Consider the following 26505-nt stretch of genomic DNA (forward strand, 5'->3'; position numbering starts at 1 on the left):
ATCTCGTGCGGGAGAAAAACGTGCCGTTTCGCCGGGCGCACTTCATCACGGGCAAGACCGTAGCGTATGCGGAAAATTTAGGCTTGGATCTTAGCGAGCTAAATGCGCAGCAGCTTGCAAGCGTGGATGAAAGCTTGGACGCGGGTGCGGTTAAATTTCTTGACCTAAATGCATCCAAAGAGGCGCGCAAGTCGCAAGGAGGCACGGCAAATGAGAGCGTGGCGGCGCAGATTGAAATTTTAAACGAGTGGCTGAAAGGGTAAATTTAAGGAGCTAAGTACGGCGAAATTTTGAAATTTCGCAGTCGTGTCTTTAAATTTGAAACTTCGGCGGTCTGTGTGGATACATGCACGGGCTGGGCGGGATTAGCGAGCGGCGGCGCGTTAGTTATGTGTGAAACGGACTTTGCAGCAGTGTTTTAAGCACCCGCCGCGGGTAATTACTGCGCAAATTTAAAAATGACAGCGCGTCCTAAGCCGGCTTTAGAGCGGGCGCTTGAGGTTATAAAGTTAAATTTAAAATACCGAGTCGGCGCAAAGTGGAGTGCTTGGTTGCAAATTTAGGCGCGAGATAAAATTTTAAAAAAGCGTGCCGCCGCTAGGTTGCTTGAGTGTGGATGGAAAGGTGCGAGCAGGCTTTGTGGGCGGGTTTTAATCGGCGTCGAGGGCGGCGCGGAGTAGAATTGAATTTGAACTCAAAGATTAATGACGGTGGCTCGGATTTTTTCGAGAGCAAAATTTAATCAAAGTAAATTTAAGTGTTAAACGGCGTGCACGTAATCGATAAAGCGCGAATGGAATTTAATCGAAGCAAATGAAGCGGCATTTTTTTCGTTTCTGCGCGTCGTGAAGGCAGGGGCGAGGCTCAATCAAAGCAAATTTAAACATGGAGGGCGTTTTGATATATTTGGTGTCTAATACGAGATTTGATCATCCGCAGGTGAGGCAGCTTGCGGTCTGCGAGATAAAATTTCTCAAATTTAGCCTGCCTGCGCAGATCGGCGCGCTAATTTTCACCTCCAAAAACGCGGTGGCGGCGATAAAATTTAATGAAATTTCGCTTGATTTAGATATCCCCGTTTACGCTATCGGCGAGCCGTGCGCTGCGGCTGCGCGCGAGTTTGGATTTCGCGGCATTTATACGGCGCGGCACGGGCATGGAAATGAGTTTGCCGCCGAGATCGCGCCGCTCTTGCAAGGCAGGGACGCGCTGTATCTGCGCGCGAGGCAGACGGTATCGAAACTGGAGCAGATCCTGTCTAGCGCCGGCGTGCGGCTGCAAAGCGTGATCGCCTACGAAAATTCTATTCTCAGCCTGCCTGCCGCCGCAAAGCCGCCGCAAGGCAGCACGCTGATTTTTACCTCTCCTAAAAACGTGCGCGGCTTTACCGCAAATTTCGGCTGGGACGGGGGCTATAGGGCGATCTGTATCGGTAGGACGACGGCGAGCGTTTTGAGCGAGTTTTGCGAGCCGATAATCTGCGAAAGAATGTCGATAAAATCCTGCGTCGATCTGGCGCTTTTGCCATAGTTTAAGCAAATTTTGACTATAATTTTGCCCAAGCCTGGGTGAAGCGAGAGCGTTTTATATGAGGGTTCAACATATTTGTATAAGCGACGACGTGAGAGGTCCGTGTGACGCGGCTCGGCTCGAGCTTTTTTAAAGTTACGGGTTGCGACCTAGAGATTTTTCCTAGTTGCAAGATTGGCTTTGTTTGAGCCGATTCTTTTTACGCAACGCTCACTTGGGTTTTTTACGTTACGGAGGCTTCATTGAATATCCTAATAATCGGCGGCGGCGGTAGAGAATACGCGATCGGGCTAAGACTTCGCGAGGATAAAAACGTTTTAAATCTGTATTTTGCTCCGGGAAACGGTGCTACAAAGGTGCTCGGTAAAAATTTAGATTTAAAAGATTTTAATGAACTCGCGCTCTTTGCCAAAAACAACGACGTAGCTCTTACCATCGTGGGTGCCGAAGAGCCGCTTACAAAAGGCATCGTGGATATTTTCAAAGCGCAAGGTCTCGCGATATTCGGCCCCAGCGCCGTTGCAGCGAAGCTTGAGGGTTCTAAGGCCTATATGAAGGACTTTCTGGCGCGAAATCATATCAAAACCGCAAAATTTCTAAGCAGCGACGATCTATCCGAAATTTCAAAATTTATCGATACCCTAAACGGCCGCGTAGTGGTCAAAGCGGACGGCCTGTGCGCAGGCAAAGGCGTCATCATCGCAAACTCCAAAGATGAAGCTAAAAAAGCCGCGGCGGATATGCTAAGCGGCGAAAGCTTCGGCGAAGCGGGCAAGCGCGTCGTCGTGGAGGAGTTTTTAGATGGTTACGAGCTGAGCTTTTTTGCGATTTGCGACGGGGAGAATTTCGTAAGTCTGCCCGTAGCGCAGGACCACAAAAAATTGCTTGACGGCGATCTTGGTCCGAATACCGGCGGCATGGGAGCTTATGCGCCAAGCCCGCTAGCGGATACCGCGCTGATAAAAAGAGTGCAGAGCGAGATCGTAGCACCTACGCTAAAAGGGATGAAACAGCAGGGCGCGCCCTTTTGCGGCGTGCTGTTCGTGGGGCTTATGATCGTGGGCGGCGAGCCTTACGTACTGGAGTACAACGTCCGCTTCGGCGATCCGGAGTGCGAGGTTTTGATGCCGCTAATTGACGGAAATTTGAGCGAAATTTTATACAACGCCGCCGTAGGCAAGCTAAGTAGCATAAGCTTAAAAGAGCGATTCGCGGTGGGCGTCGTGATGGCTAGCGAGCGCTACCCTTACGGCTCTTCGCAGCCTGCTTTGATCGAAGTCGGCGAAATTCCCGCGGGAGCGCATATCTGCTACGCAGGCGTGAGCGAGCGGGAGGGGCAGATTTACGCTAGCGGCGGGCGCGTTTTGGTAAGCGTGGGCGTCGCGCAGAGCCTAAAACAGGCGCGCGATGCGGCTTACGCGCTGTGCAAAAATATAAAATTTAGCGGCGCGCAGTATAGGCGCGATATCGCGCACCAAGCCTTAAGAGATAAAATTTGATCGTCGCTCCGCTTAGCAAGCGCGTAATTGCGTTTAGTATCGACGAAGCGGTGAGCGTAACGCTTTTTGTGGTCGTGCTATTTGCTATCGACGAGCCAGAGCTTGTTGCAGCGGCGCAGAGCGGAAGCAATCTTGAGGTACAAAAGATCGCTTCAAAATTCATTTTGCATTACGCGATAATAAAATTTTTATATCAGGCGATTTTTGTCTATCTATACGGCGCGACGCTAGGCAAGCTTGCGGTTAAAATTTATTGCGTCCGCGCCGACGGCAGCGCTATGGATATCACTACTGCAGCGATCCGCGCGGCGGTTAGGTTGATAAGCGAGATGATCTTTTATATGGGATTTTTGGTGGCGCTTTTTACGAACTCGCGTCAGAGCCTGCATGATATGGCGGCGAAAACATTGGTGGTAGAGATTGAAAAAGAGTAAAAAATTTAAAATTCTAGCGCTTAGTTTTAGCGCTCTTTTAGCAAGTAGTGCGAGCGCAAAGGTCCAAGACGTCGAGCTTATAGCAGATAATGTCGAGAAAAACGGCTTTTTGACGGAGGCCAGTGGCAACGTAACGGTGTATTCGCAGGACTACTTTATCACCGCCGATCGCGCTACATACGACGAGCAAAACGGCATCATTGAGCTTTTTGGTAACGTCAATGCGATGCGTGGCAGCAGTGAGACCACGCGCGCCCAGCATGTCAAAATCGATCTGAAAAACGATAAGCAGCAAGCCGACGTAAATTTTATGATGGACAAGGACTCCGAGCTTTGGATGCAAAACGACGCCAGCTGCAGCGACAGCGAGTATTACCGCGTGAAGGGCTCCAGCGTATCTAGCTGCAACGTTACCGATCCTGATTGGCGGATTAAATTTAGCAGCGGCATGCTTAATAAAGAGAGCAAATTCCTCCATCTGTTCAATCCGAGATTTTACGTGGGCGATGTGCCGGTGCTCTATCTGCCGTATTTCGGCTTCCCGACCGACCGCACGCGCCGCACGGGCTTGCTGCCTCCCGAGGCCGGCTACATCAGCAAGGAAGGGATTTACTACAAGCAACCGATCTATTTTGCGCCTTACGATAGCTGGGATTTTCAGCTCGATCCGCAGGTGCGCACGCGCAGGGGCTTTGGCGTATACGGGACATTTCGATTTACGGAGTCGCCGTATTCTTACGGCGAGATTAGAGGCGGAGTTTTCGATAACTTCTCGCGAGCGCAAAAACGCCTCGAATACAAAAACGAGCGCCATCACGGCTTTGAAGTTCAATACAATCGCAGCAAGCTTGCAACTTATTTGCTAGACGGCGATCTGCGCGAAAATTTATGGATCGATTTTACCCAGCTAAACGACCTTGAATACTACGATCTAAAGGAAAAGGGCGGTCTTAGCGACGATGCGGATAATTCGCTCGTAACTTCACGGCTGAATTATTATTTGACCTCAGACGAGCACTATTTTGGCGCTTACGGACGCTACTATATCGATACAAGCAAGCTAAACGCCGATAATACCTTCCGCAACGAAGATACCGTCCAAGAGCTGCCGACGCTGCAATATCATAAATTTAGCAATGATTTGGGACTGCCAAATTTGATCTATTCGCTTGATGCGAAGGCGCGTAATTACACCAGATGGGAGGGCGCGACTGCTCGCCAATACGAGTTTGACGTACCGATTAGTATAAGCACGCCACTACTGGCGGATTATTTAAATTTCGCCTTTACCGAGCGAGTGTATATGACCAATATCGATTGGCACGATAAATTTTACTACGCAAACGGAGATCTTGGCGAGGATAAAAGCACTTTCTACGCTAATCAATACACCGAGCTTTCACTCTACACCGACGTAGCCAGGGCTTACGATAGCTTGTATCATACGATGAGCTGGAGAGCGGATTTTAGAATTCCAAGCTGGCAGCAAGGCGACATCGAGGATAGAATTTTAAAGTATCATCAGTATAAATACGACCTTGCTCGCGGCGCAGTAGATCGTTCGCGGCTGGGTAACTTGCAAGACTCGCTTTATTGGGAGGATAACTTCTTAAGTGAGCTTAGTGACGAATACACTCACGAAAATGCAGCTTTAAGTATGACGCAGTTTTTTTATAATGAAGACGGACGTAAATTCTTACGCCATAGTGTCAAGCAGCGATATGACTTCGATGATCACGAGTTCGATGATTTAGAACACCGCATCGATGCGTATTTTGCAAATGGGTTAAATATCGGGAACCGCTTTACCTACTCGCATAAATATAAAAGCTTCGATAAGGTCTATACCTACGCCAACTACTCCAACGACGACTTTAGCTTTGGACTCAGCCACGCTTACGAATACGAAAAGCTAAGCATGGAGCCTAAACGCTATACGAAAGATAACTACGGCATCGTAAACGCTTCGGTAAATTTGCCTAGGAATAATAAAATTTTCGGTCGTTGGGATTACGACTTGGAGCGATCTTATTCTAAAATGTGGCGTGTGGGACTTTCTCATACGCGCAAGTGTTGGAATTACTCTTTTGTGTATCAAGAGGATATTGAGCCTAAAAATACCAGTACGACTGGCTATAGCAAAGCAAGCAAGGAGCGCGGAATTTACTTTCTCGTAAATTTCTATCCGTTTGGCGGAGTAGGGTATGATTTTTCAGTAGATAGCGAATACGGAAGCGAAAAATAATGACGCCTAGAGCCGAGCTGATGTTTGAAAACCAAATCGACGCCGCGATGAAACTCGCAGAAATTTTACCCGCTACCGTGATCAAAAACGAAAATTTTCTAATAATCGCTCAATCCCTGGAGTCGCTTCCTATCGCAAACCATCTTGCTCTAAAATTAGGGCTTCATTATGAGTTTTTATTCACAGAGCCCGTTTTAGCGCCAAATAATCCGGAATGCGCGATCGCGTGCGTAAGCGAAACCCAAGAGATCGTGATGGTAGATGAGCTCGTGCGAAGCTTCGGCATCAGCCTGGATTACGTTTACGGGCAGGCGAACAGACTTTATGAGGAGAAAATTTTAAAAAACATGTATAAATTTCGCAAGGGCGAGCTTTTGGGAAATTTGGAGAAAAAAAACGTCATCTTGGTAGATGAGGGGTGTGAGAGCGGGCTGACTGCACTTACTTGCATAAAGACGCTCGTAAGCTTAAACGCCAAAGCGATCTTTTACGCTACGCCTGTTATCGGCAGCGATAATGCAGACGAGATCGCCATGCTAGTAGATGGAATTTATGCTGTTCATAAGATCAGAGATTTTGTGAACGTGGATTTTTATTACAAAGAAAAAACGCTCTCAAGCGCGGAGGAGATAATGCAAATTTTAAACAAATGCCCGCTTTATCTGCCGTTTCACGAGACTAACAAAAACAAGGAGAAAATTAATGCAGTGTAAAATTGAAGTAAATGGCAATACCGAAATTTTCGATATCGACAAAGTTGCGAAACAAGCCGCGGGCGCGGCGCTTTTGCGCGTTAAAAACACCGTCGTGCTGGCTACCGTAGCGCGCGAAGAGACGCAGGTGCAGGAGGACTTTTTACCCCTTACCGTGCAATATATCGAGAAGATGTACGCGGCGGGCAGAATCCCCGGAGGCTACATCAAGCGCGAGACCAAGCCGGGCGATTTTGAGACGCTAACGAGCCGCATCATAGACCGCTCGCTGCGTCCGCTCTTTCCAAAGGGTTATGCGTATCCGACGCAGATCGTAGTTTACGTGCTATCGGCAGATCCCGAGGTCGATCTGCAAGTCATCGCTCTTAATGCGGCATCTGCGGCGCTGTATCTTAGCGACATCCCGATTAAAGCGCCCGTTTGCGGCGTCCGCATAGGCTATCAAAATGGAAGCTTCATCCTAAATCCGAGCAACTCCGCGCTTAAAAATAGCGCACTTGATCTTTACGTAGCCGGCGTCGGCGATGAGCTTTTGATGATCGAGATGCGCTCCCTGCCGCAGATTAACGGCGGCGTGCAGCAGATGAATGAATTTGACGAAGATCTGATGGTTGATGCGATCGATTTTGCCGCAAAGGCGATAAGCGCGGGCTCGGGCGCCTACGAAGAGGCTTTTTTGCCGCTTAAAAAGCCCGATGCGAGCCTAGAGTATAAACCCGAGATCGAGGATGAGGATATTGCGGATTTCATCGACGCAAATTACAAAGACGCCGTTAAAGCGGCGATCAATCAGATGGCAAAGAGCGAGCGCGCTACCGAGCTAAACAAAATCGTAGATCAAATTTTAACTACCGAAGCCGCGGCGCAAAACGAATGGAGCCAAGAGGTGATCTCCAGCGTCATCGGCAAGTATAAGCGCGGCATCATCCGCACGCAGATCATCGAGGATCGCCGTAGAGCCGACGGACGCGCGCTTGATGAGGTGCGCCCGATCAGTATCGAGACCAATATCTTGCCGTGCGCGCACGGAAGTTGCCTATTTACGCGCGGGCAGACGCAGGCTCTGGTCGTCACTACGCTGGGTGGCGATAGCGATGCGCAGCTAAGCGACAGCCTAACGCAGCTCGAGCCGATCAGCGATAGATTTATGTTTAACTACAACTTCCCGGGCTTTTGCGTAGGCGAAGCAAGCCCGCTTAAAAGCCCGGGCAGACGCGAGCTGGGACATGGAAATTTAGCCAAAAGAGCGCTATATCCGAGCATCGATCTAAACTCGCCGCAGTCTATCCGCGTGGTGAGTGAAATTTTAGAGAGCAACGGCTCAAGCTCGATGGCTTCGGTCTGCGGCGGCGCACTTTCTCTCCGAGCAGCGGGCGTACCTACGCTAAAGCTCGTTGCGGGCGTCGCGATGGGCTTAATTTTTGAGGGCGACAAGCATGCCGTGCTAACCGACATAATGGGGCTTGAGGATCACGACGGCGATATGGATTTCAAGGTCGCGGGCACCTATGATGGCATCACCGCGCTTCAGATGGATATTAAGCTCGGCGGTATCAGCCTGGAGGTTTTAAAAGAGGCTCTCGCGCAGGCAAAGCAGGCTCGTGCGCATATTTTGGGCCTTATGGAGCAGGCGGATACGGCGATCGTTATAAACGAGGACGTGCTTCCGAAGCTTGAAATTTTTAGCGTCGAGGCGAGCAAAATCCCCGACATCATCGGTCAGGGCGGCAAGGTCATCAAAGAGATCACCGAAAGCTTCGGCGTAAATATTGATCTGGATCGAGAAAAGGGTGAGGTCAAGATTCAAGGTGCCAAAGCTAGCAGCGTATCGGGCGCAAAAGAGAAAATTTTATCGATAGTTTCAAATTCTCGCGATTTTCGTAAGCCGCGCGGTGAACGCAAAGAAGTAAAATTTCAGATCGGCGAGGAGTTTGACGGCGTAGTGCAAAGCGTACTGGATTTCGGCACCTTTATCTCGCTGCGAGACGGCGTGGATGGGCTACTGCGCGCCAAATTTATCACGACGCCTTACAAGGCGGGCGATGTGGTGCGAGTGCGCGTGACCGATCAGAAAGGCACTAAAATTTCACTGGAATTAGCTTAAAATTTTAATAGGAGTATGAGATGCAGCTTAAAAAGATTTTTTTCCCTATCGGCGGCGGCGAGGAGCTAGCCGAGCGCATACACGGAGCGCTGCTCGTGAATAAATTTTTCGGTACGCACATCAACATAATGGCGTGCCAGCTCGATCCTAAGATGATCTACAATGTCCGTATGACGCTAAAAGGCGGCGTGTTGATGGAGGAATTTTTAAAATCCGCGGGCGATGAGATGAGGGCTGAGCGCGAGGAGATCAAGGCGATCTTCGACGCCGAATGCGCTAAGCTCGATTTGGATCAAAACGACGACGATCACGTCCCAAATAGCGCCGCTTTGAGGCATATGGTGGGCATCCGCTCCGAGCTGGTCGAGAAATACTCCAAATATTGTGATTTGGTGCTGGTTTCGGTGCCGCCTACGGGCTCTATCACGGGCACATTCGAGGCGGCGGTCACCAAAAGCGGCAAGCCTTGCATTGTCATACCGCGCAAGCTGCAAGAGTTTAAGGCGGATAAAATTTTAGTCTCGCTTACCGGTACTGCGGCGTCTGCGCGAGCGCTCGATAATTGGCTGGAGCTTTTGCAGCGCGCCAAATCCGTCACCGTCATCACCGCAAACCACTACCTCCAAGAGGGCATCCCCGAAACGAAGCGCCGTATAAGCGACTATCTGGCTCTGCACGACGTTAATATCGATGCTTTCGAGACGCTAAACGCAGACGGCAAGATCCCGGGGCAGGTGCTGCTAGAGTACGCCGACGCGGGCGATTTCGACCTAATCGTCGCGGGCTTGCACTCAGACAGCGGCATAAAGGAGATTTTTTTAGGCGGCGCGTCGAAATACTTCCTGCAAAAGACCAAAATTCCGGTTCTAATGTAGCTTGAAGCTTAGACGCCGTGTCGCGGCATATCGCCCGCATAGCGTCTAGGCTTAAGTCGGCTTTTAAGTGCTGTAAGCTAAAGCTTAAATTTTAATCGGCTCGCTTTAGCTTTGTTAGCCCGTCCATAAATCGTGCAGTTATGCTATTTTGCGGATGGGTTGCTGCGATTAATTTTATCGCTAGCTTTGCTGACGAGCCGCGTTTGCTTTGCCGCGTCGTGAAATTTCGCATAAATTTGCACTTGAAATTTCCGCTTACACGCTAAATTTTAAATTCCAAGGAGCGTAGATGGCGTTTGAAAATGCAATCATCACCAAAGAGGATGATGAGAAGTATGGATTGAGTAAAATTTACTACAAATATAATCCGAAACGCGAAGTTTTTATCAATAAACAAGATTGGGTGATAAACAGAGAGCTTGATTGTTGGCTATGGGATATTTTTTATTTCCCCGATCCTGAATATGAACATGGAACTCTTGTTAAAGCTATTTGGATTTTATATTATAAAGGTGAAATTATTGAAGCTATCCTTGATTATGACATCGATAGAACGCTAAGACCTAAGCAATTTCATAGAATTTGGCAGCTACTTGATCTAAATCCAAAACAAACTAAATTGATTTCAAGGGATGAAATAATTATACTTTTAAACAATGCTTTGCAAACATATGGATATGATGGCATATGGGAGCAAATCCCAAATTACACTATGGAACTCCAAGACCTAACCGATCGTAAAATCTAGAATTATTAAAATTTTTTGAGGAGGAGAGAGTGGCGTTTGAAAATGCAATCATCACTAAAGAGGATGATGAAAAGTATGGATTGAGTGAAATTTACTACAAATATAATCCATACTATGAGACTTTTATTAATGAGTTACGATGGACTATTGATAGAGATGCGGATTGTTGGCTATGGAAAATTTATAGTTTTCCTGATCCAGATTATGACCATGGCACTGATTCTAAAGGAATTTGGATTTTATATTATAATGGTGAAGTTATTGAAGTCACCCTTGATTATGATATCGACGAAGCATTGAGACCTGGAGAATTCCATAGAATTTGGAAACTGCTCAATCTAAATCCAAAGCAAACACCTCTTTTGTCGGTAAGCGATATAATTAAGCTGTTGAATGTAATATTAAAAGCGTATGGTTATTCTACTCGCGAGCAAATCCCAAACTACACCATGGAAATCCAAGACCTAACCGATCACGCCGCAAAATAGGGCTTTAAATTTAACTCTATTTCAATCCCGCACCAAATCAAATTTCATAGAATTCTAAAATTTCGCAGAATTTTGAAATTCTAAAATTACAAAGTCCTGTAATTTTCAAATTTTAAAATTCCCGCCCTAAAATTTCTTGTAAATAAAATTTATCAAAATCATCGACGCAAGCGCCTCTATGAGCGAGGCGATGATCATCGCGAAGTATATCTCTTGCGAGATCGCGGCGGTGGAGTAAAAAAGCGTCGCCGTGGCGATCACTAGCGTCAGAGGCATAGAAAGCGATAGCGCGAAAAGCGCCGCGCCTTTGCGCCCCAGGATGCTTAAAAACGTAGCGCTTGCAAGCAGCCTGATGCCAAACATCAGCGCCGCTAGGCTTACGGCAAAGCTCATCACTCCGGGCATAAGAAGCGCTTCAAGCTTGATCACGGCTCCGGTGTGTATGAAAAATATCGGCACCAAAAAGCCGAAGCCGAACGACGATAGCTTCTCGATGAGGTCGTCCTTGTGCGAGAAAAAGGTCGGCAGAAAGGTGCCTGCGATGAAGGCGCCGATGACGACCTCAAGTCCCAAAAGCATCACCCCCGCGCAGATGAGGCAAAACAGCGCCATCGCAAATCGCACGTCTTTTTCGTTTTTGTCGTATTTGGGCATGATGACCGTTTTTAGCGCGGGGAACCACCAAAATAGAATTTCAAGCCCTTTAAAAACCGCCAAGGCTGCCGCCGAAAAGCCCAAAAGCGCGCCGATGTGAAGCGCCATCTCTACGCCGAAGCCGTTTTTAAGGTAGATGCCGCCCACCGTGAGGACGGCGATGCTGATGAGCTCGCCGATCACGCCCGCGGGCATCGCGAGATTGAGCCACGCTTGATCCTTGCCGTATTCCTTATACAGCGCCGAAAGCAGCCCGACGCTCATCAGAGGCGCGGCGATGATAAGCATCTGCGGCAGTTCAAACACCCAAACCGCAAGCGCGCTTAGGATATAAAGCAGCGCCAAAAAGATTATGATCAGCCGTAGAATTTTGCGCGGCATCGCAAGCAGCGCGCGGAAATCCACCTCGCAGCCCGCCAAAAACATAAGGTAGCAAAAGCCGATCTGAGCAGCCAGATCGAAGGTTGCGCTTGGCGGCAAAAGCCCTAAATTTGCGGCTATGATGCCAAGCATGATCTCCATGGGCGAGAGCGGAATTCTAGCTAAGCTAGCCAAAAAGGGCGAAGCAAAGATCAAAAACGATAGCGCGATTAGGACGTAAATTTCATTCATAGTTTTATCTCGCATTCGCGCCATTTTAGAGCTTTTTCAGGCGCGGCACAGACGTGAAATACGTGAAATTTCCCGCCTTGTGCCACGACGTAGGCAAACTCGAAAAGCCTCTTTTTGCGTCCGCAAATCTCGCCCGGATTTAGCACAAGCGCGCCGTTTTTATTTACCGCCGCGGCGAGATAGTGGGTATGGCCGTAAATTTTGATAGTTGGAATTTTATCCGCGCCTCGCTCGCACGAACCCCGATTTTTACCTTCGCCGCTTGTATTAGGGTCTGAACTTGCGGTTAAATTTGAGTTTAAATTTGCGTTCGGGCTTGAGGCCGAGTATGCGCCCAGACTTAAGTCTAAATTTGCGTTTGAGTTTACATCCTCGCCTGTATTCACGCCCAAGCTCACATTTAGACTTGCGGATTGCCCGCCTTTGAAATTCGCGCTCGCGCTACGTATGTTTTTAAAATTTGCATCTGCACCGCGCGCGCCATTTAAAATTTCATCAACGTCCGCAGCATTAAAATTTGCGTCTAAATTTGCCGAGCAACTCGCTGTTTTAGAATTTGAGATTAAAATTTCCCCGCGATCCGCACCCGCACCTAAATCCGCGTCTAAATTTAATCCGTCTGCTTCATTTTGCGCTGCGGATTCTTCGTCAAAGAGATAAAACGGATGGTGCATAATTTTTAGTCGCAGCCCCGCAAACTCCGTGCAAAAGGGCTCATCGTATAGGTTGAAGTCGTTTTTTAGCTCCGCAAGCGCTTCGTCGTTGTTGCCAAGAACCGCGAAGTAGGGCTTGCCACTTTGTCGCAAAAGCCTCAGCGTTTCGCTCTCGACGATGCCCTCTGCGTGCACTAGCAGATCCGCTCCTCGCGCGAGTAACCATTCTATGGCGCCGGCAGCGACCTTTGTTTCGCGATGAGAGTCCGAGATGACGCCTATTATCAATCGATCTCTTCTTTAAGCTTGCACTGTGGGCACTCAGCAAAGTTGCCTTTTTTCAGCTCTTTTCGGAGCATGTATGAGTTGCCGCACTGCGGGCACGCGCGCGCAATCGGCGCGTAGTTGCTCACAAAGCCGCATTTTGGGTAGTTCGTGCAGCCGTAAAATTTGCCGCGTCTGGAGAAGCGCTCGACGATCTCGCCCGTGCCGCAGCTCGGGCACTTAACGCCCGTGGAGACGAGCGGCTTTTTCTCCTTTGCGGCGCCCTCGATTTTGCGCGAGTATTTGCACTTCGGATAGCCCTCGCAAGCGATAAACTCGCCGTATCTGCCCTTGCGCTTGATCAAATTTTTACCGCACTGCGGGCATTTCTCATCTAGCACTTCGGGCGCCGCCTTCTCCTCGCTCGCCCCCTCGGTGCCGGCGTCCGCGTTGCGCGAGTATTTGCATTTCGGATAGTTCGAGCAAGCGATAAACTCGCCGAATCTGCCCTGGCGCTTAAGTAGCTCGCCACCGCAGTTCGGGCAGGTTTCGCCGATCTTTTCGGCTAGCTTTTGGCTTGCGATCGACGTTTTTCCTTTGGCGATCTCGTCCATAAAAGGATAATAGAAATCTGCCAAAATTTGCTGCCAGTCCGCTTTGTTTTCGGCGATGTCGTCGAGCTTCTCTTCCATTTTGGAGGTAAACTCGCTATCGACGATATTTTTAAAATTTTGCTCCAGCATCTCGGTGATCTTAAAGGCGATCTCGCTCGGCACCAGGTGTTTTTGCTCGATATTTACGTAGTTGCGCGCAGTAAGCAGCGAGATGGTAGGTGCATAGGTCGAGGGCCTGCCGATGCCTAGGCTTTCGAGCTTTTTGATGAGGCTTGCTTCCGAATAGCGCGCCGGCGGCTCGGTGAAGTGCTGTTGCGAGCTTAGGCTTTGCAGGCTCATCGCGTCGCCCGCGCTAAGGCTCGGTAAAATTTTATCCTTATCCAGATCGCCGTAAGCCTTGTAAAAACCGTCAAATTCCACCTTGCGCCCGCTGATCTTAAACGCGCCCTCTTCGCCGCGCACGATGATCGTTTGGATCTGCGAGACGCTAGGGCTCATCTGTGAGGCTACGAAGCGGTTGTAGATGAGCGCGTAGAGGCGGTATTCGTCGCGAGGCAGGATTTTTTGCGCGAGCTCGGGGGTAAGCTTTAGATCGGTAGGTCGTATCGCCTCGTGGGCCTCCTGCGCGCCTTTGCTTTTGGTAGCGTATAAATTCGCGCTTTTGGGCAGATATTTTTCGCCGAAACGCTGCTCTATGAGCTCACGAGCCGCCGCGATCGCTTCTTTAGCGATATTTAGCGAGTCGGTTCGCATGTATGTGATCGCGCCGCCGTTTTTGGTATTAACGCCCTCGTAAAGGCTCTGCGCGAGGCTCATCGTCTTTCGCGGATTAAAGCCCAGAGCCGTGCTCGCCGCCTGCTGTAGCGTCGAGGTCATAAACGGCGGGTAGGGGTTTGTTTTGCGCGATTTGCTCTCGATACTCTCTACGCTAAATTTGTCTTTTTGCAGCGTCAGGACGATCTCGCTAGCTTGCGCGGCGTTTTTGACCGAGAGTTTTTCCATCTTTTTACCGCGAAATTCCACGAGCTCGGCTTCCAAGTCCTTCTTAAAGACCGCATCGATGCTGTGGAATTCTACCGGCTTAAAATTTAAAATTTCGCGCTCGCGATCGACGACGATCTTAAGCGCGGCGCTTTGGACGCGACCCGCGCTTAAGCCGCGCTGGATCTTTAAATTTAAAAGCGGACTTAGCTTATAGCCCACGATGCGATCGAGCAGGCGGCGCGCTTGTTGGGCGTTTACGCTTGCGATATTGAGCTTGCGCGGCGAGCTTAGCGCGTTTGAGATCGCGCTTTTGGTGATCTCGTGAAATACGATGCGCGGCAGCTCCTGCGCCTGCTTGCCGATCGAAGCGGCGATATGATAGGCGATCGCCTCGCCCTCGCGGTCCTCGTCCGTCGCGAGATAAATTTGATCCGCCTTTTTGGCGAGCGTTTTTATCTGTTTTACGATCTGATCGTGGTCGGCGCTGATTTCGTATTCGGGCTCGAAGCTTTTATCTTTGATTTTAATGCCGAAGCGTTTTTTAGGAAGGTCGCGGATATGACCTTTAGACGCGATTACGTCGTAATCGGCGCCTAAGAAATTTTTGATAGTTTTGGCTTTTGCAGGGGATTCTACGATGATTAAATTTTTCATTGTTTAATCCTTTAGAATTCTAGGCAGTGTGATGCCCTTTTGGCTTTGGTATTTGCCCTTTTTATCGCAGTAGCTCACCTCGCACGGCTCGTCTCCTTGCAGAAACAAAACCTGCGCGATCCCTTCATTCGCGTAAATTTTTGCAGGCAGCGGCGTGGTATTGGAAATTTCAATCGTGATGTGCCCTTCAAAGCCCGGCTCAAAGGGCGTTACGTTTACGATGATGCCGCAGCGCGCGTAGGTGCTTTTACCGAGGCAGATCGCAAGCACGTCGCGCGGCATTTTGAAGTATTCGATAGTGCGCGCTAGCGCGAAGGAATTAGGTGGCACGATGCAGACGTCGCCCTCAAAATCCACGACGTTTTTTGCGTCGAAATTTTTAGGATCGACGACCGTTCCGCCGACGTTTGTAAAAATTTTAAATTCGCGCGCTACGCGTATGTCGTATCCGTAGCTCGAAAGTCCGTAGCTAACGACGCCGCGACCGATATTTTCCTCGCAAAAGGGCGCTATCATATCGTGCTGCTGCGACATCTGTCTGATCCATTTATCGCTTTTCAGTCCCATAAAATTTCCTTAAAATAATCAAAATTTTTCGCGCATTATAGCAGCAAAATAAAATATAATAAAAATTTTATGCTAGAATTTTGCTTAAATTATAAAAATTTTATCACTTTTTAAGGAGCAACTATGGGACTACTCAAGAAATTTGCGTTTATTACGTTTTTTATCGCGTCATCTTTGGCTGCTGCGAAGCCAAATATTTATATTTTAGCTACCGGCGGTACGATCGCGGGAAGCAGCGCAAGTGCCACGGAGGGCAACTATACCGCAGGCTCTAAGGGTGTAGAAGCTATCTTATCGGCAGTGCCGCAACTGGGGGATTTAGCTACGATTAAAAGCGAGCAAATTTCAAATATCGGCTCGCAGGAGATGAATGATGAAATTTGGCTCAAGCTTGCAAACCGCGTAAGCGAGCTGCTTACTAAAAACGACGTCGACGGCGTCGTCATCATGCATGGAACCGATACGATGGAGGAGACGGCGTATTTTTTAAGCCTAGTCATAAAATCTAAAAAACCGATCGTGCTCGTGGGCTCGATGAGATCCTCTACGTCGATGAGCGCGGACGGCCCGCTAAATATCTACAACGCCGTCAGCGTCGCGGCAAATAAAAACGCTCGCGAAAAGGGCGCTCTTGTAGTGATGAACGACGAGATCCACGCCGCGCGCGAGGTTACGAAAACAAATACTACTAACGTCGCTACCTTCGCCTCGCCGAATTCCGGCAAGATCGGGGCCGTGAATTACGGCATCGTAAATTTTTACATGGCGCCGCTTCGCAAGCACACGATAAGCAGCGATTTTAATATCAAAGACGTCAAGGCTCTGCCGCGCGTCGATATTGTTTACGGGCACGCGCAAGATGCGGGCGATTTCGTGGAGACCGCCGTGCAAAAGGGCGCTAAGGGCATCGTCGTAGCGGGCGTAGGCAACGGCAATTTATATCCGGATCTGCAGGCCGCCCTAGCTAAGGCTAGCGAGGAGGGCGTGATCGTCGTGCGCTCAAGCCGCACCGGCAGCGGCAGCACTAGCGCCGGCTCGGAGGTAGATGATGCCAAATACGGCTTCCTAACCGCCGATAATCTAAATCCGCAAAAGGCTCGCGTGCTACTGATGCTGGCTCTCGGCAAAACGAGCGATAAAGCGAGAATTCAGAGCTTTTTTGCGACACATTAATGCATAAGGCTTCGCTTGGATAGGATTTCGGCGCGGGGTTATAAAACAAAAGGCTCAATTAAACTTAAGCGGATTCTCTCTTATCAATCTCAACAGTTTCTGATATAGGTCTTCCTGTGTAGTTTTAGTATTATATCTAAATTCACACTCTTTAAGATGAAGCAAGAAATTCTCCTTCTTTATCCCTTTAAATTTAGCTAGTCTATGTTTAGCATATCCCCAGAAGTTTTCTATACCGTTTATATGGTTTTTACCATTAGCAAATTCATTCTTTGAATGTTTTACTCTATAGTGAGCTTTAGCTCCGTAATCTACTAATCCGTCATAAGCCTTCCAACAATCAGAATAGATAGTAGAGCTATCAAGCTCGCTATATTGCGATAGTATTGGTATTAGTTCACTAGCAGAGCAGTTTTTAACTATCTGGGTATAGACTTTACCGTCACGCTTTAGCATTCCAAATACCAGCTGCTTTCCGCTTGCGCCTCTACCTCTTTTCCCCTTAATCTCTTAGATCCAAAGTAGCTTTCATCAATCTTTATCTCACCTGAAAACTTAGATATTTTTAACTTCGTTACGCTCGTTACTTTTCAAGGACATAGTTCTTATCGTAACTTTACTGCTCCTTTACATGAGTTCAAGTTAAAGATAGCCTAATGGAAAGCAGTAAAAGTATAAAATTTATTTTGCAAGCAAAATCCTCAAAACGATCAAATTTTTAGATGCTTTTATTGCGTTAAAATTTCTTATTGAATGCTCGCAATTATAAGCATATTTTGTCAGTTTTAAAATACAAAAGCTCATTTTATAGTATAATTTTCTCAAAAATATAAAAGGTCATTCATGCTTAAATATTTAGAGCTAGGCGTTTACGGCACGGATTTAAAGCCCTCGCATCCTTTTATTGGCTCGGCGATCAGGGGCGCCGTATACGCTCTTAGAAAGGCTAGTTGTCCTTTCGTAAGCGCAAGCTGCGAGGAATCGGCATCCCCGGTGAATGCGTGTATAGAGAATTTTTCTAAAATGTATCGGATACGCCAAATTTTAGGCTTTTAAGAGTGGCTTTTATTGTATCGCTTAGCAAAAGCTCAAAAAAATACGAAGGAAAGATCTTAAAGGAATATGAAACGTATTTTAATAAAATACAAAATGCTATGAGCTTACCGTCAGAGACAACGCGAATAGCGCTATTAAAAGCCTCCCCGAAAGTGGCTATATATTTTAAGGAGGGTATGAAGCTGTTTTTCCCAACTCAAAAATTTAAAAAGAAGCTAGATGATGGTAGCATTATTTTTAGCATAGATTTTACTCAGGATATGGAGATATTGCCATTTATAAAAAAGTGGCTTCCAGATATCGAGATACTAGAACCAAAAGATCTGAGAGAAACCTTTAAAGAGCAATTAAAAGCGGCTCTTGATATATTAAGTGAGTAGAAAAGGCACGCGTTGTCGCACTAAGAGCGAAACGAAATTTACCCTGAGTCTATTCACGCGCTACGAAGCGGTAAAATTTTAGAGGGTTTGATGAAATTTGAGGTGCATAAAGCCTCGTCGCAATCTCATATAAAGATCGTGCGCCGTAAGCGGCAGTGGCAAGATCATAATGCTATACAGAGCGGATTTGCACGAGCATAAATTTATAGGCGAGTGATAAAATCGAATTAAAATTTAACGCAAAATCTCATAAAATTCTGCTCGGCGGATTTTTGCAAATAACGTACCGTCATCAATGTCGTAAGACCGCTTAAAGCTTTTAGACGTTTAGATAAAATTTTAAGCTGCGGATATCCATCTAATCATAGCGACCCAAACGCCCAATGCAAATATTTTTAAGCAAGAATTGCGCGCAAATTTTGATTTACGAATCGCCTTAAAAGTGCAAAATGCCAAAGCCTCTCAGATTATCTTGGACGAAAGCGGAGCCGAAAAGCTTCTAGGCGCAGGTGATATGCTAGTAAAACTAAGTGGTTCGCAGCCGCAGCATATATTTGCACCGTATTTAAGCAAGGGCGATGTTAAACGGCTTTTAGAGCTAAAATAGATCGCTGATTTTGTCACAATATGCTAGGGCGAAATGGCTAAAAGCCGCAAAAATCCTATGTCGCAAAATTTGCGTCGCTATAACAATCCTATAAATTCCATGGTTTAAATGCGCCGCGGAATTTCAGGCGGAATTTTGTTGCAGCGGTTACGACGTAGTAGCGCGTAAATTTAAAGCAAAAGCCTAAAATTTTACAGCGATCTATACCCTAAGCTGGGCTTTAAAATTTAATTCTGCCAGATATTTTCGTTTAATTTTAAACTTTTTACTATGGATAGAAAGAATAGAAGCTCGTGCTTGATAGACGCGGCGGGATCAAAGCCAAATACGCTGCAATCTACGCTAGGCTCGAAATTATCGTGTCCCGTGCGGATAAAAATATAGACATTTCTATCCGAAAAGCTTAATCTGATCGATCCGCCGGCACCGTTTCTAAAGCGAAGCAGGCGCCGCATAAAGGCGGGCGTGAGGGCATACATTGCAGACACCGCATCGGCGCTATATACGCTAAATGCGGAGCTAAACTCGCTATCGTCCATAGCGATCTTCTTAAGTCCGCCGAGTATTGGCCTCGCGCTGAGCGAAGGCAGGATCACCGCCACCGAGTTTACGCGCTTTTTAAATTCTGCGTAGAAAAAGATCCCCCCTGCTGCTACGTCGTTCGTCAGTATGAGTCACGCAGACATCGGCAAAGCTAAAAAATACTCCGTCATAAACGCCGGAAATTTTATCTTCGCAATCAAAATAGCTTATGCCGTCCACAAAAAGACCGCTTGCGCGCAAATACGCCGGCCTAAACGAGCCTGAAATTTCGTAGCGATAACCTAGGCTTGCGATATAGGGCGCAATATATTGGTGTTTAAAGGCGCGGACGAATTTTTTGGATCTGTTGTATTTGATCCGCTCCAGCACGGCATCCGCGATATTAAACAAAGAAAGGCAGGTGGTTACGAGTGCGATGACGAAGCGCAAGGTATCATTCTCGCACATTTCTACGCCTTTGGCAAGCATCCACAGCAAGGTGCAAAAGATAAATACGCGCACTATATTTGCATCTTTATTCACTACTCTAAAAGAGATGCTGCCGCAGCTAAATACCACTATGATCCAGCAGAGGCCTATTGCTGCTTCTTGATCTCTAAAATTGAAAAATAGCCACAGCGCCGAGGCCAGCACCGCTAGTATTATTATCGAAAACGCCGCGCCTTTGCGCTGCTCCGCCTCATCCAGGATGCCGAGCCTTAGTTTTTCCAGTTCGTTTGCGGTCATCTTTATCTTTCTAAATTTAGCTAGCAAATTTTAAAATTTAGCTTCGAATTCGCCCCTAAATTTAAACGGCTAAGCTTTAAAATTTACAAAATTCCGCGGAATTTCGATCTTTAAATTCTGCGCTAAATTTAGCTTCGGCACAAAATTTCTACGATCACCTGCGGCAATAGCTCATGCTCGATCTCATGGATTTTGGCTTCGTAAGTTTCAAAGCTCATGCCCGCGCTCTTTTCAAACGCGCGCTGAGCGATGATTTTACCGCCGTCAAGCTCCTCGCTGACCCAGTGCACGCTCACGCCGCCCACCTTCATGTCGCTCTCAAAGCTCTGCTCTATCGCATGCGCGCCCTTAAAAAGCGGCAGCAACGATGGGTGCAGGTTTATCGCGCGAATCCTGCTCGTAAAAACAGGGGTGAGGATACGCATAAAGCCCGCAAGCACCGTAAGCTCCGCGCCGCTTTTTTCGATCTCGCGCACGAGTGCGGCGTCGAACTCCTCGCGACTAGCAAACTCTTTGTGATTTAGGATCACGCTTTTTAGCCCGAATTTTGCGGCCTTTGCGATACCGCCGGCGTCAGCTTTGTTGCTTAGCGTTAGCGCGACTTCGATCTTGGTTTCGCCGAAAATTTTGCCGTGCAGCTTCTGCAGGATCGCCTCCAAATTTGAGCCGCTACCGCTAAAAAGCACGGCGAGCTTTTTCACAACCATTTTACCTCCTCGATGAGATCGAGCGGATTTAGCGCGTAGGAGTTTTTGGCGAAGGCTCGCGTAGCGAGTGCGTGGGCTAGGACGCCGCAGATTGAGGCTTGCAGAGGCGAGTAGCCTTGCGCGAGCAGCCCGCCGATGAGCCCTGCGAGCACATCGCCGCTGCCGCCCTTTGCGAGCGCGGCACTGCCCTTGTCGCAGACGTAGATGATGCCTGCCTGCGCGATGAGCGTGTTTGCGCCCTTTAGCACGAGCACGCCGCTAAATTTCTCGCTCCACGCCCGCGCAAGCTCGAAGCGCCGCTCTTGCAGCTCGCTCACGTTAAGATCTGCGATGTCCGCGATCTTTAAGAGCGAGCAAAACTCCTTCGGATGGGGCGTTATGACTAAATTTGAGTTATCGCTAAGCAGGCTTAAAATTTCGCGCTCGTAGCACAGATCGGCGTCGATGACGCAGCTTTTGCCCCGCAGCGCGGCAAGATCGATCTTCCGCTCCCCGAGGCCGCAGCCGCAAACTACGACCCGCGCGTGCTCAAATGAGCTTTTTTGCATCAAAATCGGGCTTAAATTTAACGGCCCCTCGCTAACGACGCTAACGAGCCCGCTGCCGATCGCGTGCGCCGCCAGAGCCGCCATCTGCGCCGCTCCGCTCATCTGCCCGCTTACGACGTAGGTGTGCCCGAAGTCGCCCTTGTTGGTGTTTTGCTTCCTGCGTAGCGGCAGCTTCAGATCGCTTTTTTGAAGCAGAAAATATTCGCTCCCCCTTTCAAAATTTGAGCGCGAAATTCCAAGATTTGCGACTTTGATCCGCCCTACTTGATCCTTCGCGCCGTCCGAAAACAGCGCGAGTTTGAGTGCTCCCATCGCGATCGTCAAATCCGCGCAAAACGCACCGCCTAAAACGCGCCCGCTCTTGTCGATGCCGCTTGGGACATCGACTGCTATTTTTAGAGCTTTCGCGCTATTTGCGAGAGATAAAATTTCACAAATTTCAGAGCTTAAGGCTTTGTTTAAACCGCTGCCGAAAACCCCGTCGATTATGCAGTCTGCGTTTGTAATCTCATCGCTCAGGACGCTCGGTTCGCCGCATTCGTTGCCTAGCTTGCCGAAATCGCTGCCGTGTTCCGCGGTTTCAAATTTAGCGCTCGTAAATTTTGCACATAATTTATCGCCGTCGTCCGAAGCGTCAGCGCCGCTTAGGTTTTCATGCTCGCTCCGCGGCTCGCCCTCACAAGAGCTAATGCCATTTAAAGAGAAACCTTTTACGCTTTCATGCGCGCAGGCATCCTTGCTAGACGCACCCTCTACGTGCCCGCAATCGTCTTTTGCGCTCGCGATGTCGATAAGCCTAACGCCCGCAGCCCGCGCCGCATCAGCTTGAAATTTGCCCGCCGCGCTTCTGTTTTGAAGCACGCAAAGCGCGGTGCAGTTAAAATCTCCGCTTAGCTTTCGCAGCGCCGCCAGTGCGTCCGCTCCGTTATTTCCGCCGCCGCAAAGCGCTAAAATGCGCGAGCCCTTTTTGAGCCGCTTTCTGATCTCGCCCTCGATCCTGCCAGCGGCGTTTTCCATTAAAATTTGCTCGCTCAGTCCAAATTTTGCGCTCGCTCGCGCATCGAGCTCCTCGGTGCTAAAGAAAATTTTTTTCAAATTTCGCTCCTTATGCGAAAGCTAAGAGCCTCCAAAATATGCGCCTTGGCGATGATTTCGGCGCCTGCTAGATCGGCGATCGTGCGCGCGAGTTTTAGCGTCTTATTCACGCCGCGCTGCGAAAGATCGTAGCGGGCGATCGCCGTTTGCAAAACCTCCCGCGCAGCGCTTTCGCAGACGCAAAATTTTTCGGTCTCTTCGTCGCGTAGCTTTGCGTTTAGCTCGCTCTGTCCGCGAGCCTTTTGCGCGCGAAACGCCCGCAACACCGCATCTGCCATCTCCTCGCTGCAAACGTCGCTTCTGTCGTCCGCGCCAGTCTCGTCCATCGCGACGTATATGTCGATGCGATCGAGCAGGGGCGTGGAGATCGTGTTTTTGTAGCGCCTGATATCGTTTAGCGAGCAGGTGCAGGTGAGGTTTTTGGAGAATAGATTTCCGCACGGGCAGGGGTTTTGCGCCGCGACGAAGATAAATTTCGTTTGGTATTCGACCTTGGAATTTACGCGCGAAATTAAAATTCTATTATCCTCCAGCGGCTCGCGCAGGCTTTCTAAAATTTGCTTGCCGAAGTGCGGCAGCTCGTCGAAAAACAGCTCGCCGCCGTTTGCGAGCGCGACCTCGCCGATCTTTGCGCCGCTACTGCCGCCGCCGAAAATCGAGCTGCGCGTGCTGGTGTGGTGCGGCGAGCGGAAGGGGCGCAGCGCGCTAAAATCGACGTCTTTGTTATTTAACGACTCGTAGGCGCACGAGAGCAGCACTTCGCCCAGGCTCTGCGGAGGCAGAATTCTGGCTATCCGCTTGGCGCACATACTTTTGCCGCAGCCGGGGCTGCCCTCAAAGAGGATATTGTGCATGCCGCACGCGGCGATCAGGCTCGCGCGTTTGGCGCGCTTCTGTCCTTTGACGTCTTTGAAATCAAGCGAAAAATCGCGGTTGGGAACGTAAGCTTGCCCGTCAATCTCCACGACGTTTTTAAAAAGCGGATGGGTTTCTCGCATGAGCCTGCTTGCGGCGAACTCCTCGTCTAAAAAAAATCTGACCGCTTCGCTTAGGCTACCCACAGCATAAACGTCGTAGTTTGGGATCGTGCAGGCCTTTAGAGCGATACTTTGCGGCACTAAAATTTTAGCGCGCTTCACCTTCGTACTTAAAAAAAGCAGGATCGAAAAGAGGCTCGCCGTACCCTTTAAGCTGCCGTCTAAACCGAGCTCGCCAAAGACAAAGAAATCGCCGTCAATGCGCTCTTTTTGCAGCGCGATTAGAAGCGCGATCGCAAGATCGAAGTGCGAGCCGTTTTTGGGCGTGTCGGAGGGGGAGAGATTTATGATGATTTTGGACGCGGGAAATTTAAAATTTAGGCTCACAAGAGCGGCTTTTACGCGGCTTTCGCTCTCTTTTATCGTAGCGCCCGCAAGGCCTACGATATTAAATCCCGGCAGCCCCCGCACGAATGTCGATTCAACCTCTACGGGGATCAGAGCATCCGTGAAGGCAGCGCATTTTAGGGATTTCATTTCGATTTTTCTTTTAGGCTTTTTTTGAATTCTTTATCAAATTTTTTGCGTTTATTGTATCCGATGCGCTCGATGAAAAGATGTCCGTCGAGGTGGTCCATCTCGTGCTGGATACAGACGGCTAGCAGCTCGCTAGCGTCCATTTGCTGGGTATTGCCGGCGCGGTCTTGAAACTGCACCGTGATAAACTCGGCGCGCGCGACGTCCTCATAAAAGCCCGGCACCGACAGGCAGCCCTCCTGGTAAACGACCTCGCCTTCCTTTTTTAAAATTTGCGGATTGATGATCTCGATGAGGTCTTTTTTGTCTTGGATTTTTTCCTCATTAGCTAAATTTATAATCAAAGCGCGCACGGGCTTGCCTACCTGGATGGCGGCAAGACCTATGCCGTTTTTTGCGATCATCGTCTCATACATATCGTCCAAAAACTTACCTAGCGCCGCGTCGAATTTCACGACCTCGGTCGATCTTTGGTATAGCTTTTTATTCGGATAGGTAAGGACGTCCAGGATCATCTATTTAAAGCTCTTTTGAAGTACTTGATCGATCAGTCCGTATTGCACGGCATCCTCGGCGCTCATGAAAAAGTCGCGATCGGTGTCCTTTTCGACCTGCGCGAGATCTTTGCCGGAATTTTGCGAAAGGATGCCATTTAAAATTTCTTTCATTCGTAAAATTTCTTTGGCTTGGATCTCGATGTCGGTAGCCTGACCCTGCGCGCCGCCTAGGGGCTGGTGGATCATTATGCGCGAGTTTGGAAGCGCGTAGCGCTTGCCTTTGGCGCCGCAGCTTAGCAAAAACGCTCCCATCGACGCCGCTTGACCGATACAGATCGTGCTAACGTCGGGTTTGATGTAATTCATCGTGTCATAAATGCTAAATCCGCTCGTAACTACGCCGCCCGGGGAGTTGATGTATAGATAGATATCCTTATCCGGATCCTCCGCCTCCAAAAACAGAAGCTGTGCGACGATCGAGCTTGCCACTGCGTCGTCGATCTCGCCACTAAGCATTACGATACGATCTTTTAGCAGTCTCGAGTAGATGTCGTAGCTGCGCTCTCCGCGACTAGTTTGTTCGATAACGTAAGGAATCACCATCTATTCGCCCTTCTCTTCTTTTTTGCCCTGTTTGGAGAAAATATCGTTGAATAGCTTCTCCTCGATCAGCGCCATTTTGACGGCCGGCAGCATGCCGTTGTTGCGGTATCTATCTAGGTGCTCTTTCGGGTTTGCGCCGTAGGTATAGGCCTCCATATAGACAGCCTGAACGAGCTCCTGATCGCTTACGTCGATATTGCGCTTTTTGGCTAGCTCGTCGATTAAGAAGGTAAGTTTTACGCTGTTTTCGGCAGCCTTTCTAAACTCTTCTCGCTTTTTATCAAGGGCGTCTTTATTGTTTTTAAATTCCTCGATCTGCTCTTTTGAAAAGCCGCTCCAGGCGTTGTTAAACTGCAAATTAATCTCCTGCTCGACGATCGCTTTTGGAAGCGCGAAGTTAAATTTCTCGGCGAGCGCGTCTGCAAATTTAGGCTTTAGATCCTCGTTTATCAGCTTTTGAAGCTTATCGTTTTTGATGCGCTCTTTAATGCGCGCTTCAAATTTCTCCTTGCTCGGCTCTTTCTCGCCTGGAAGCGCTTGCTTTAACTCCTCCTCGCCGAGCTCTTTGGCAGGTTTTTTAGCCTGAATTTCGTGAAGCTTGACTTTAAAAATCGCGTCCTTACCGGCTAAGCTTTTCGCGCCGTAATCTTGCGGAAATTTAACCGCCACGTCGCGTTCCTCGCCCACTCTAAGTCCGATCATTCCGTCTTCAAAGCCCGGGATAAATTGATTTGAGCCGATCTGAAGGACGTAATCCTGCGCCTTGCCGCCGTCGAATGGCTTGCCGTCCACGAAGCCTTCGAAGTCGAATTTTGCAAAATCGTCTTTGGCTAGAATTTTTTTGTTGGTTTTAGAAAGCGGAGCGATCATCTGCAAAAATTCCGTCACTTTCTCATCGATCTCTTTTTGAGTAACGCGCGGGCTGCTAAATTTAGGGATCAGCTCCTCGTACCCCTCGACGCTAACCTCCGGTCTGAAAGAAATTTCGATCTCAACATCGATATCGCCGTTTTTTTCATCAAATTTAGAAAAGACCGGCTCGGATAAAATTTCCTCCTGCTTTTTCTTTAAAATTTTAAGAGACTCGTCAATCATATTTTTAAGAAGTTCCTGTTTTGCATCGCCTTCAAGCTGTTTGCCGTATCGCTTCAAAACCACTGCGGTAGGCACTTTGCCCTGTCTGAATCCGTCGATTCTTAGCTGCTTGGAGGCCTTTTTGGCTAGCTCTTCTACTTTGGCTGCGATCTGCTTTGCTTCGATCTTGCTCGCAGCTACCGCATTCGCGGCGTCTTTCATTTTTGCTTTTACTTCCATAAAATTCCTTTAGAAAATTTAAAAATAGCGAATAATATATCAAAAAATTTCTTATTTAAAGTATAAATTTCCAAAATTTGCCGAGCCTAAGCGGCTCGCAGCTT

At 48.6% G+C, this 26505-nt stretch carries 24 protein-coding genes and 3 pseudogenes; 14 read left to right on the forward strand and 13 right to left on the reverse strand.

Annotated elements, in window-relative coordinates; all coding sequences use genetic code 11:
- The 11 genes and pseudogenes from Q0224_RS02470 to Q0224_RS02520 all read left to right on the forward strand — a co-directional run.
- Positions 1 to 263, forward strand: a pseudogene (locus tag Q0224_RS02470) (argininosuccinate lyase); the annotation flags it as partial.
- Between the two features lie 27 nt (positions 264 to 290).
- Entirely contained in the window at positions 291 to 422 is a 132-nt protein-coding gene (locus Q0224_RS02475) for a hypothetical protein (protein WP_297923194.1), read from the forward strand.
- Between the two features lie 475 nt (positions 423 to 897).
- Positions 898 to 1530 carry a uroporphyrinogen-III synthase gene (locus Q0224_RS02480; RefSeq protein WP_297948862.1) on the forward strand — a complete coding sequence of 211 codons (633 nt, stop codon included), beginning with the start codon at positions 898 to 900 and terminating at the stop codon, positions 1528 to 1530.
- Between the two features lie 242 nt (positions 1531 to 1772).
- Positions 1773 to 3029 (forward strand): phosphoribosylamine--glycine ligase, encoded by a 1257-nt coding sequence (purD, locus tag Q0224_RS02485; protein ID WP_297948864.1) that lies wholly within the window; start codon positions 1773 to 1775, stop codon positions 3027 to 3029.
- Complete coding sequence (locus tag Q0224_RS02490; protein WP_297948867.1) at positions 3026 to 3463, forward strand: RDD family protein; 438 nt, start codon at positions 3026 to 3028, stop codon at positions 3461 to 3463. Before purD ends, Q0224_RS02490 begins: the two co-directional genes overlap by 4 nt.
- Positions 3450 to 5708 carry an LPS-assembly protein LptD gene (locus Q0224_RS02495; RefSeq protein ID WP_297948869.1) on the forward strand — a complete coding sequence of 753 codons (2259 nt, stop codon included), beginning with the start codon at positions 3450 to 3452 and terminating at the stop codon, positions 5706 to 5708. Before Q0224_RS02490 ends, Q0224_RS02495 begins: the two co-directional genes overlap by 14 nt.
- A complete protein-coding gene (locus Q0224_RS02500; protein WP_297902732.1) occupies positions 5708 to 6421 on the forward strand; it encodes a phosphoribosyltransferase family protein in 714 nt (237 codons plus the stop codon). Before Q0224_RS02495 ends, Q0224_RS02500 begins: the two co-directional genes overlap by 1 nt.
- Positions 6411 to 8525: a polyribonucleotide nucleotidyltransferase gene (locus Q0224_RS02505; RefSeq protein ID WP_297948871.1), complete on the forward strand. Its 2115-nt coding sequence runs from the start codon at positions 6411 to 6413 to the stop codon at positions 8523 to 8525. Before Q0224_RS02500 ends, Q0224_RS02505 begins: the two co-directional genes overlap by 11 nt.
- A 20-nt stretch (positions 8526 to 8545) precedes the next feature.
- Positions 8546 to 9400, forward strand: a complete 855-nt coding sequence (locus tag Q0224_RS02510; protein ID WP_297918636.1) for a universal stress protein — start codon at positions 8546 to 8548, stop codon at positions 9398 to 9400.
- 289 nt (positions 9401 to 9689) lie between these two features.
- Positions 9690 to 10148: a hypothetical protein gene (locus Q0224_RS02515; RefSeq protein ID WP_297948873.1), complete on the forward strand. Its 459-nt coding sequence runs from the start codon at positions 9690 to 9692 to the stop codon at positions 10146 to 10148.
- A gap of 29 nt (positions 10149 to 10177) precedes the next feature.
- The gene (locus tag Q0224_RS02520) at positions 10178 to 10636 is read left to right on the forward strand and encodes a hypothetical protein (protein ID WP_297948875.1); all 459 of its coding nucleotides are present in this window, start codon (positions 10178 to 10180) and stop codon (positions 10634 to 10636) included.
- A gap of 126 nt (positions 10637 to 10762) precedes the next feature.
- Here the strand turns inward: Q0224_RS02520 and Q0224_RS02525 are convergent, their stop codons facing one another.
- Genes Q0224_RS02525 through dcd form a run of 4 tightly spaced genes read right to left on the reverse strand, consistent with a single transcriptional unit; the run spans position 10763 to position 15638 of the window.
- Entirely contained in the window at positions 10763 to 11926 is a 1164-nt protein-coding gene (locus tag Q0224_RS02525) for a cation:proton antiporter (protein ID WP_297948877.1), read from the reverse strand.
- On the reverse strand, positions 11899 to 12843 hold the full coding sequence (locus Q0224_RS02530; protein WP_297948878.1) for a metallophosphoesterase family protein: 945 nt from the start codon (positions 12841 to 12843) through the stop codon (positions 11899 to 11901). Before Q0224_RS02530 ends, Q0224_RS02525 begins: the two co-directional genes overlap by 28 nt.
- A complete protein-coding gene (gene topA, locus Q0224_RS02535; protein ID WP_297948879.1) occupies positions 12840 to 15071 on the reverse strand; it encodes a type I DNA topoisomerase in 2232 nt (743 codons plus the stop codon). Before topA ends, Q0224_RS02530 begins: the two co-directional genes overlap by 4 nt.
- A gap of 3 nt (positions 15072 to 15074) precedes the next feature.
- Entirely contained in the window at positions 15075 to 15638 is a 564-nt protein-coding gene (dcd, locus tag Q0224_RS02540; RefSeq protein WP_005871523.1) for a dCTP deaminase, read from the reverse strand.
- A 174-nt stretch (positions 15639 to 15812) separates the two neighbouring features.
- Here dcd and Q0224_RS02545 point away from each other — a divergent pair, with 174 nt between their 5' ends.
- Positions 15813 to 16811, forward strand: coding sequence for a type II asparaginase (locus tag Q0224_RS02545; protein ID WP_297948899.1), 999 nt, complete (start codon positions 15813 to 15815; stop codon positions 16809 to 16811).
- 54 nt (positions 16812 to 16865) lie between these two features.
- Here the strand turns inward: Q0224_RS02545 and Q0224_RS02550 are convergent.
- Positions 16866 to 17374 (reverse strand): annotated as a pseudogene (locus tag Q0224_RS02550) (IS1595 family transposase); the annotation flags it as partial.
- A 489-nt stretch (positions 17375 to 17863) separates the two neighbouring features.
- Between Q0224_RS02550 and Q0224_RS02555 the strand changes: the two are divergent.
- Together Q0224_RS02555 and Q0224_RS02560 are read left to right on the forward strand one after the other, a co-directional pair.
- Positions 17864 to 18247: pseudogene (locus tag Q0224_RS02555) on the forward strand (WYL domain-containing protein); the annotation flags it as partial.
- A 442-nt stretch (positions 18248 to 18689) separates the two neighbouring features.
- Positions 18690 to 18854, forward strand: a complete 165-nt coding sequence (locus tag Q0224_RS02560; protein ID WP_297948880.1) for a hypothetical protein — start codon at positions 18690 to 18692, stop codon at positions 18852 to 18854.
- A 227-nt stretch (positions 18855 to 19081) separates the two neighbouring features.
- Here the strand turns inward: Q0224_RS02560 and Q0224_RS02565 are convergent, their stop codons facing one another.
- From Q0224_RS02565 to tig, 8 genes are all read right to left on the reverse strand, one after another.
- On the reverse strand, positions 19082 to 19456 hold the full coding sequence (locus Q0224_RS02565; protein ID WP_366939496.1) for a DUF3137 domain-containing protein: 375 nt from the start codon (positions 19454 to 19456) through the stop codon (positions 19082 to 19084).
- 16 nt (positions 19457 to 19472) lie between these two features.
- Positions 19473 to 20123 carry a hypothetical protein gene (locus Q0224_RS02570; protein WP_297948881.1) on the reverse strand — a complete coding sequence of 217 codons (651 nt, stop codon included), beginning with the start codon at positions 20121 to 20123 and terminating at the stop codon, positions 19473 to 19475.
- A gap of 128 nt (positions 20124 to 20251) precedes the next feature.
- A complete protein-coding gene (purN, locus tag Q0224_RS02575) occupies positions 20252 to 20830 on the reverse strand; it encodes a phosphoribosylglycinamide formyltransferase (RefSeq protein ID WP_297948882.1) in 579 nt (192 codons plus the stop codon).
- A complete protein-coding gene (locus Q0224_RS02580; RefSeq protein ID WP_297948883.1) occupies positions 20821 to 22473 on the reverse strand; it encodes an NAD(P)H-hydrate dehydratase in 1653 nt (550 codons plus the stop codon). The genes purN and Q0224_RS02580 overlap by 10 nt, the downstream gene beginning before the upstream one ends.
- Positions 22470 to 23987 (reverse strand): YifB family Mg chelatase-like AAA ATPase, encoded by a 1518-nt coding sequence (locus Q0224_RS02585; RefSeq protein ID WP_297948884.1) that lies wholly within the window; start codon positions 23985 to 23987, stop codon positions 22470 to 22472. The genes Q0224_RS02580 and Q0224_RS02585 overlap by 4 nt, the downstream gene beginning before the upstream one ends.
- Positions 23984 to 24502: a peptide deformylase gene (def, locus tag Q0224_RS02590; protein WP_297948885.1), complete on the reverse strand. Its 519-nt coding sequence runs from the start codon at positions 24500 to 24502 to the stop codon at positions 23984 to 23986. Before def ends, Q0224_RS02585 begins: the two co-directional genes overlap by 4 nt.
- Positions 24503 to 25087, reverse strand: a complete 585-nt coding sequence (clpP, locus tag Q0224_RS02595) for an ATP-dependent Clp endopeptidase proteolytic subunit ClpP (RefSeq protein ID WP_005871578.1) — start codon at positions 25085 to 25087, stop codon at positions 24503 to 24505.
- Positions 25088 to 26401: a trigger factor gene (gene tig / locus Q0224_RS02600; protein WP_297948886.1), complete on the reverse strand. Its 1314-nt coding sequence runs from the start codon at positions 26399 to 26401 to the stop codon at positions 25088 to 25090.
- Positions 26402 to 26505 lie beyond the last annotated feature (104 nt).

The sequence above is a fragment of the uncultured Campylobacter sp. genome (assembly GCF_938002845.1).
Lineage (GTDB): Bacteria > Campylobacterota > Campylobacteria > Campylobacterales > Campylobacteraceae > Campylobacter_B.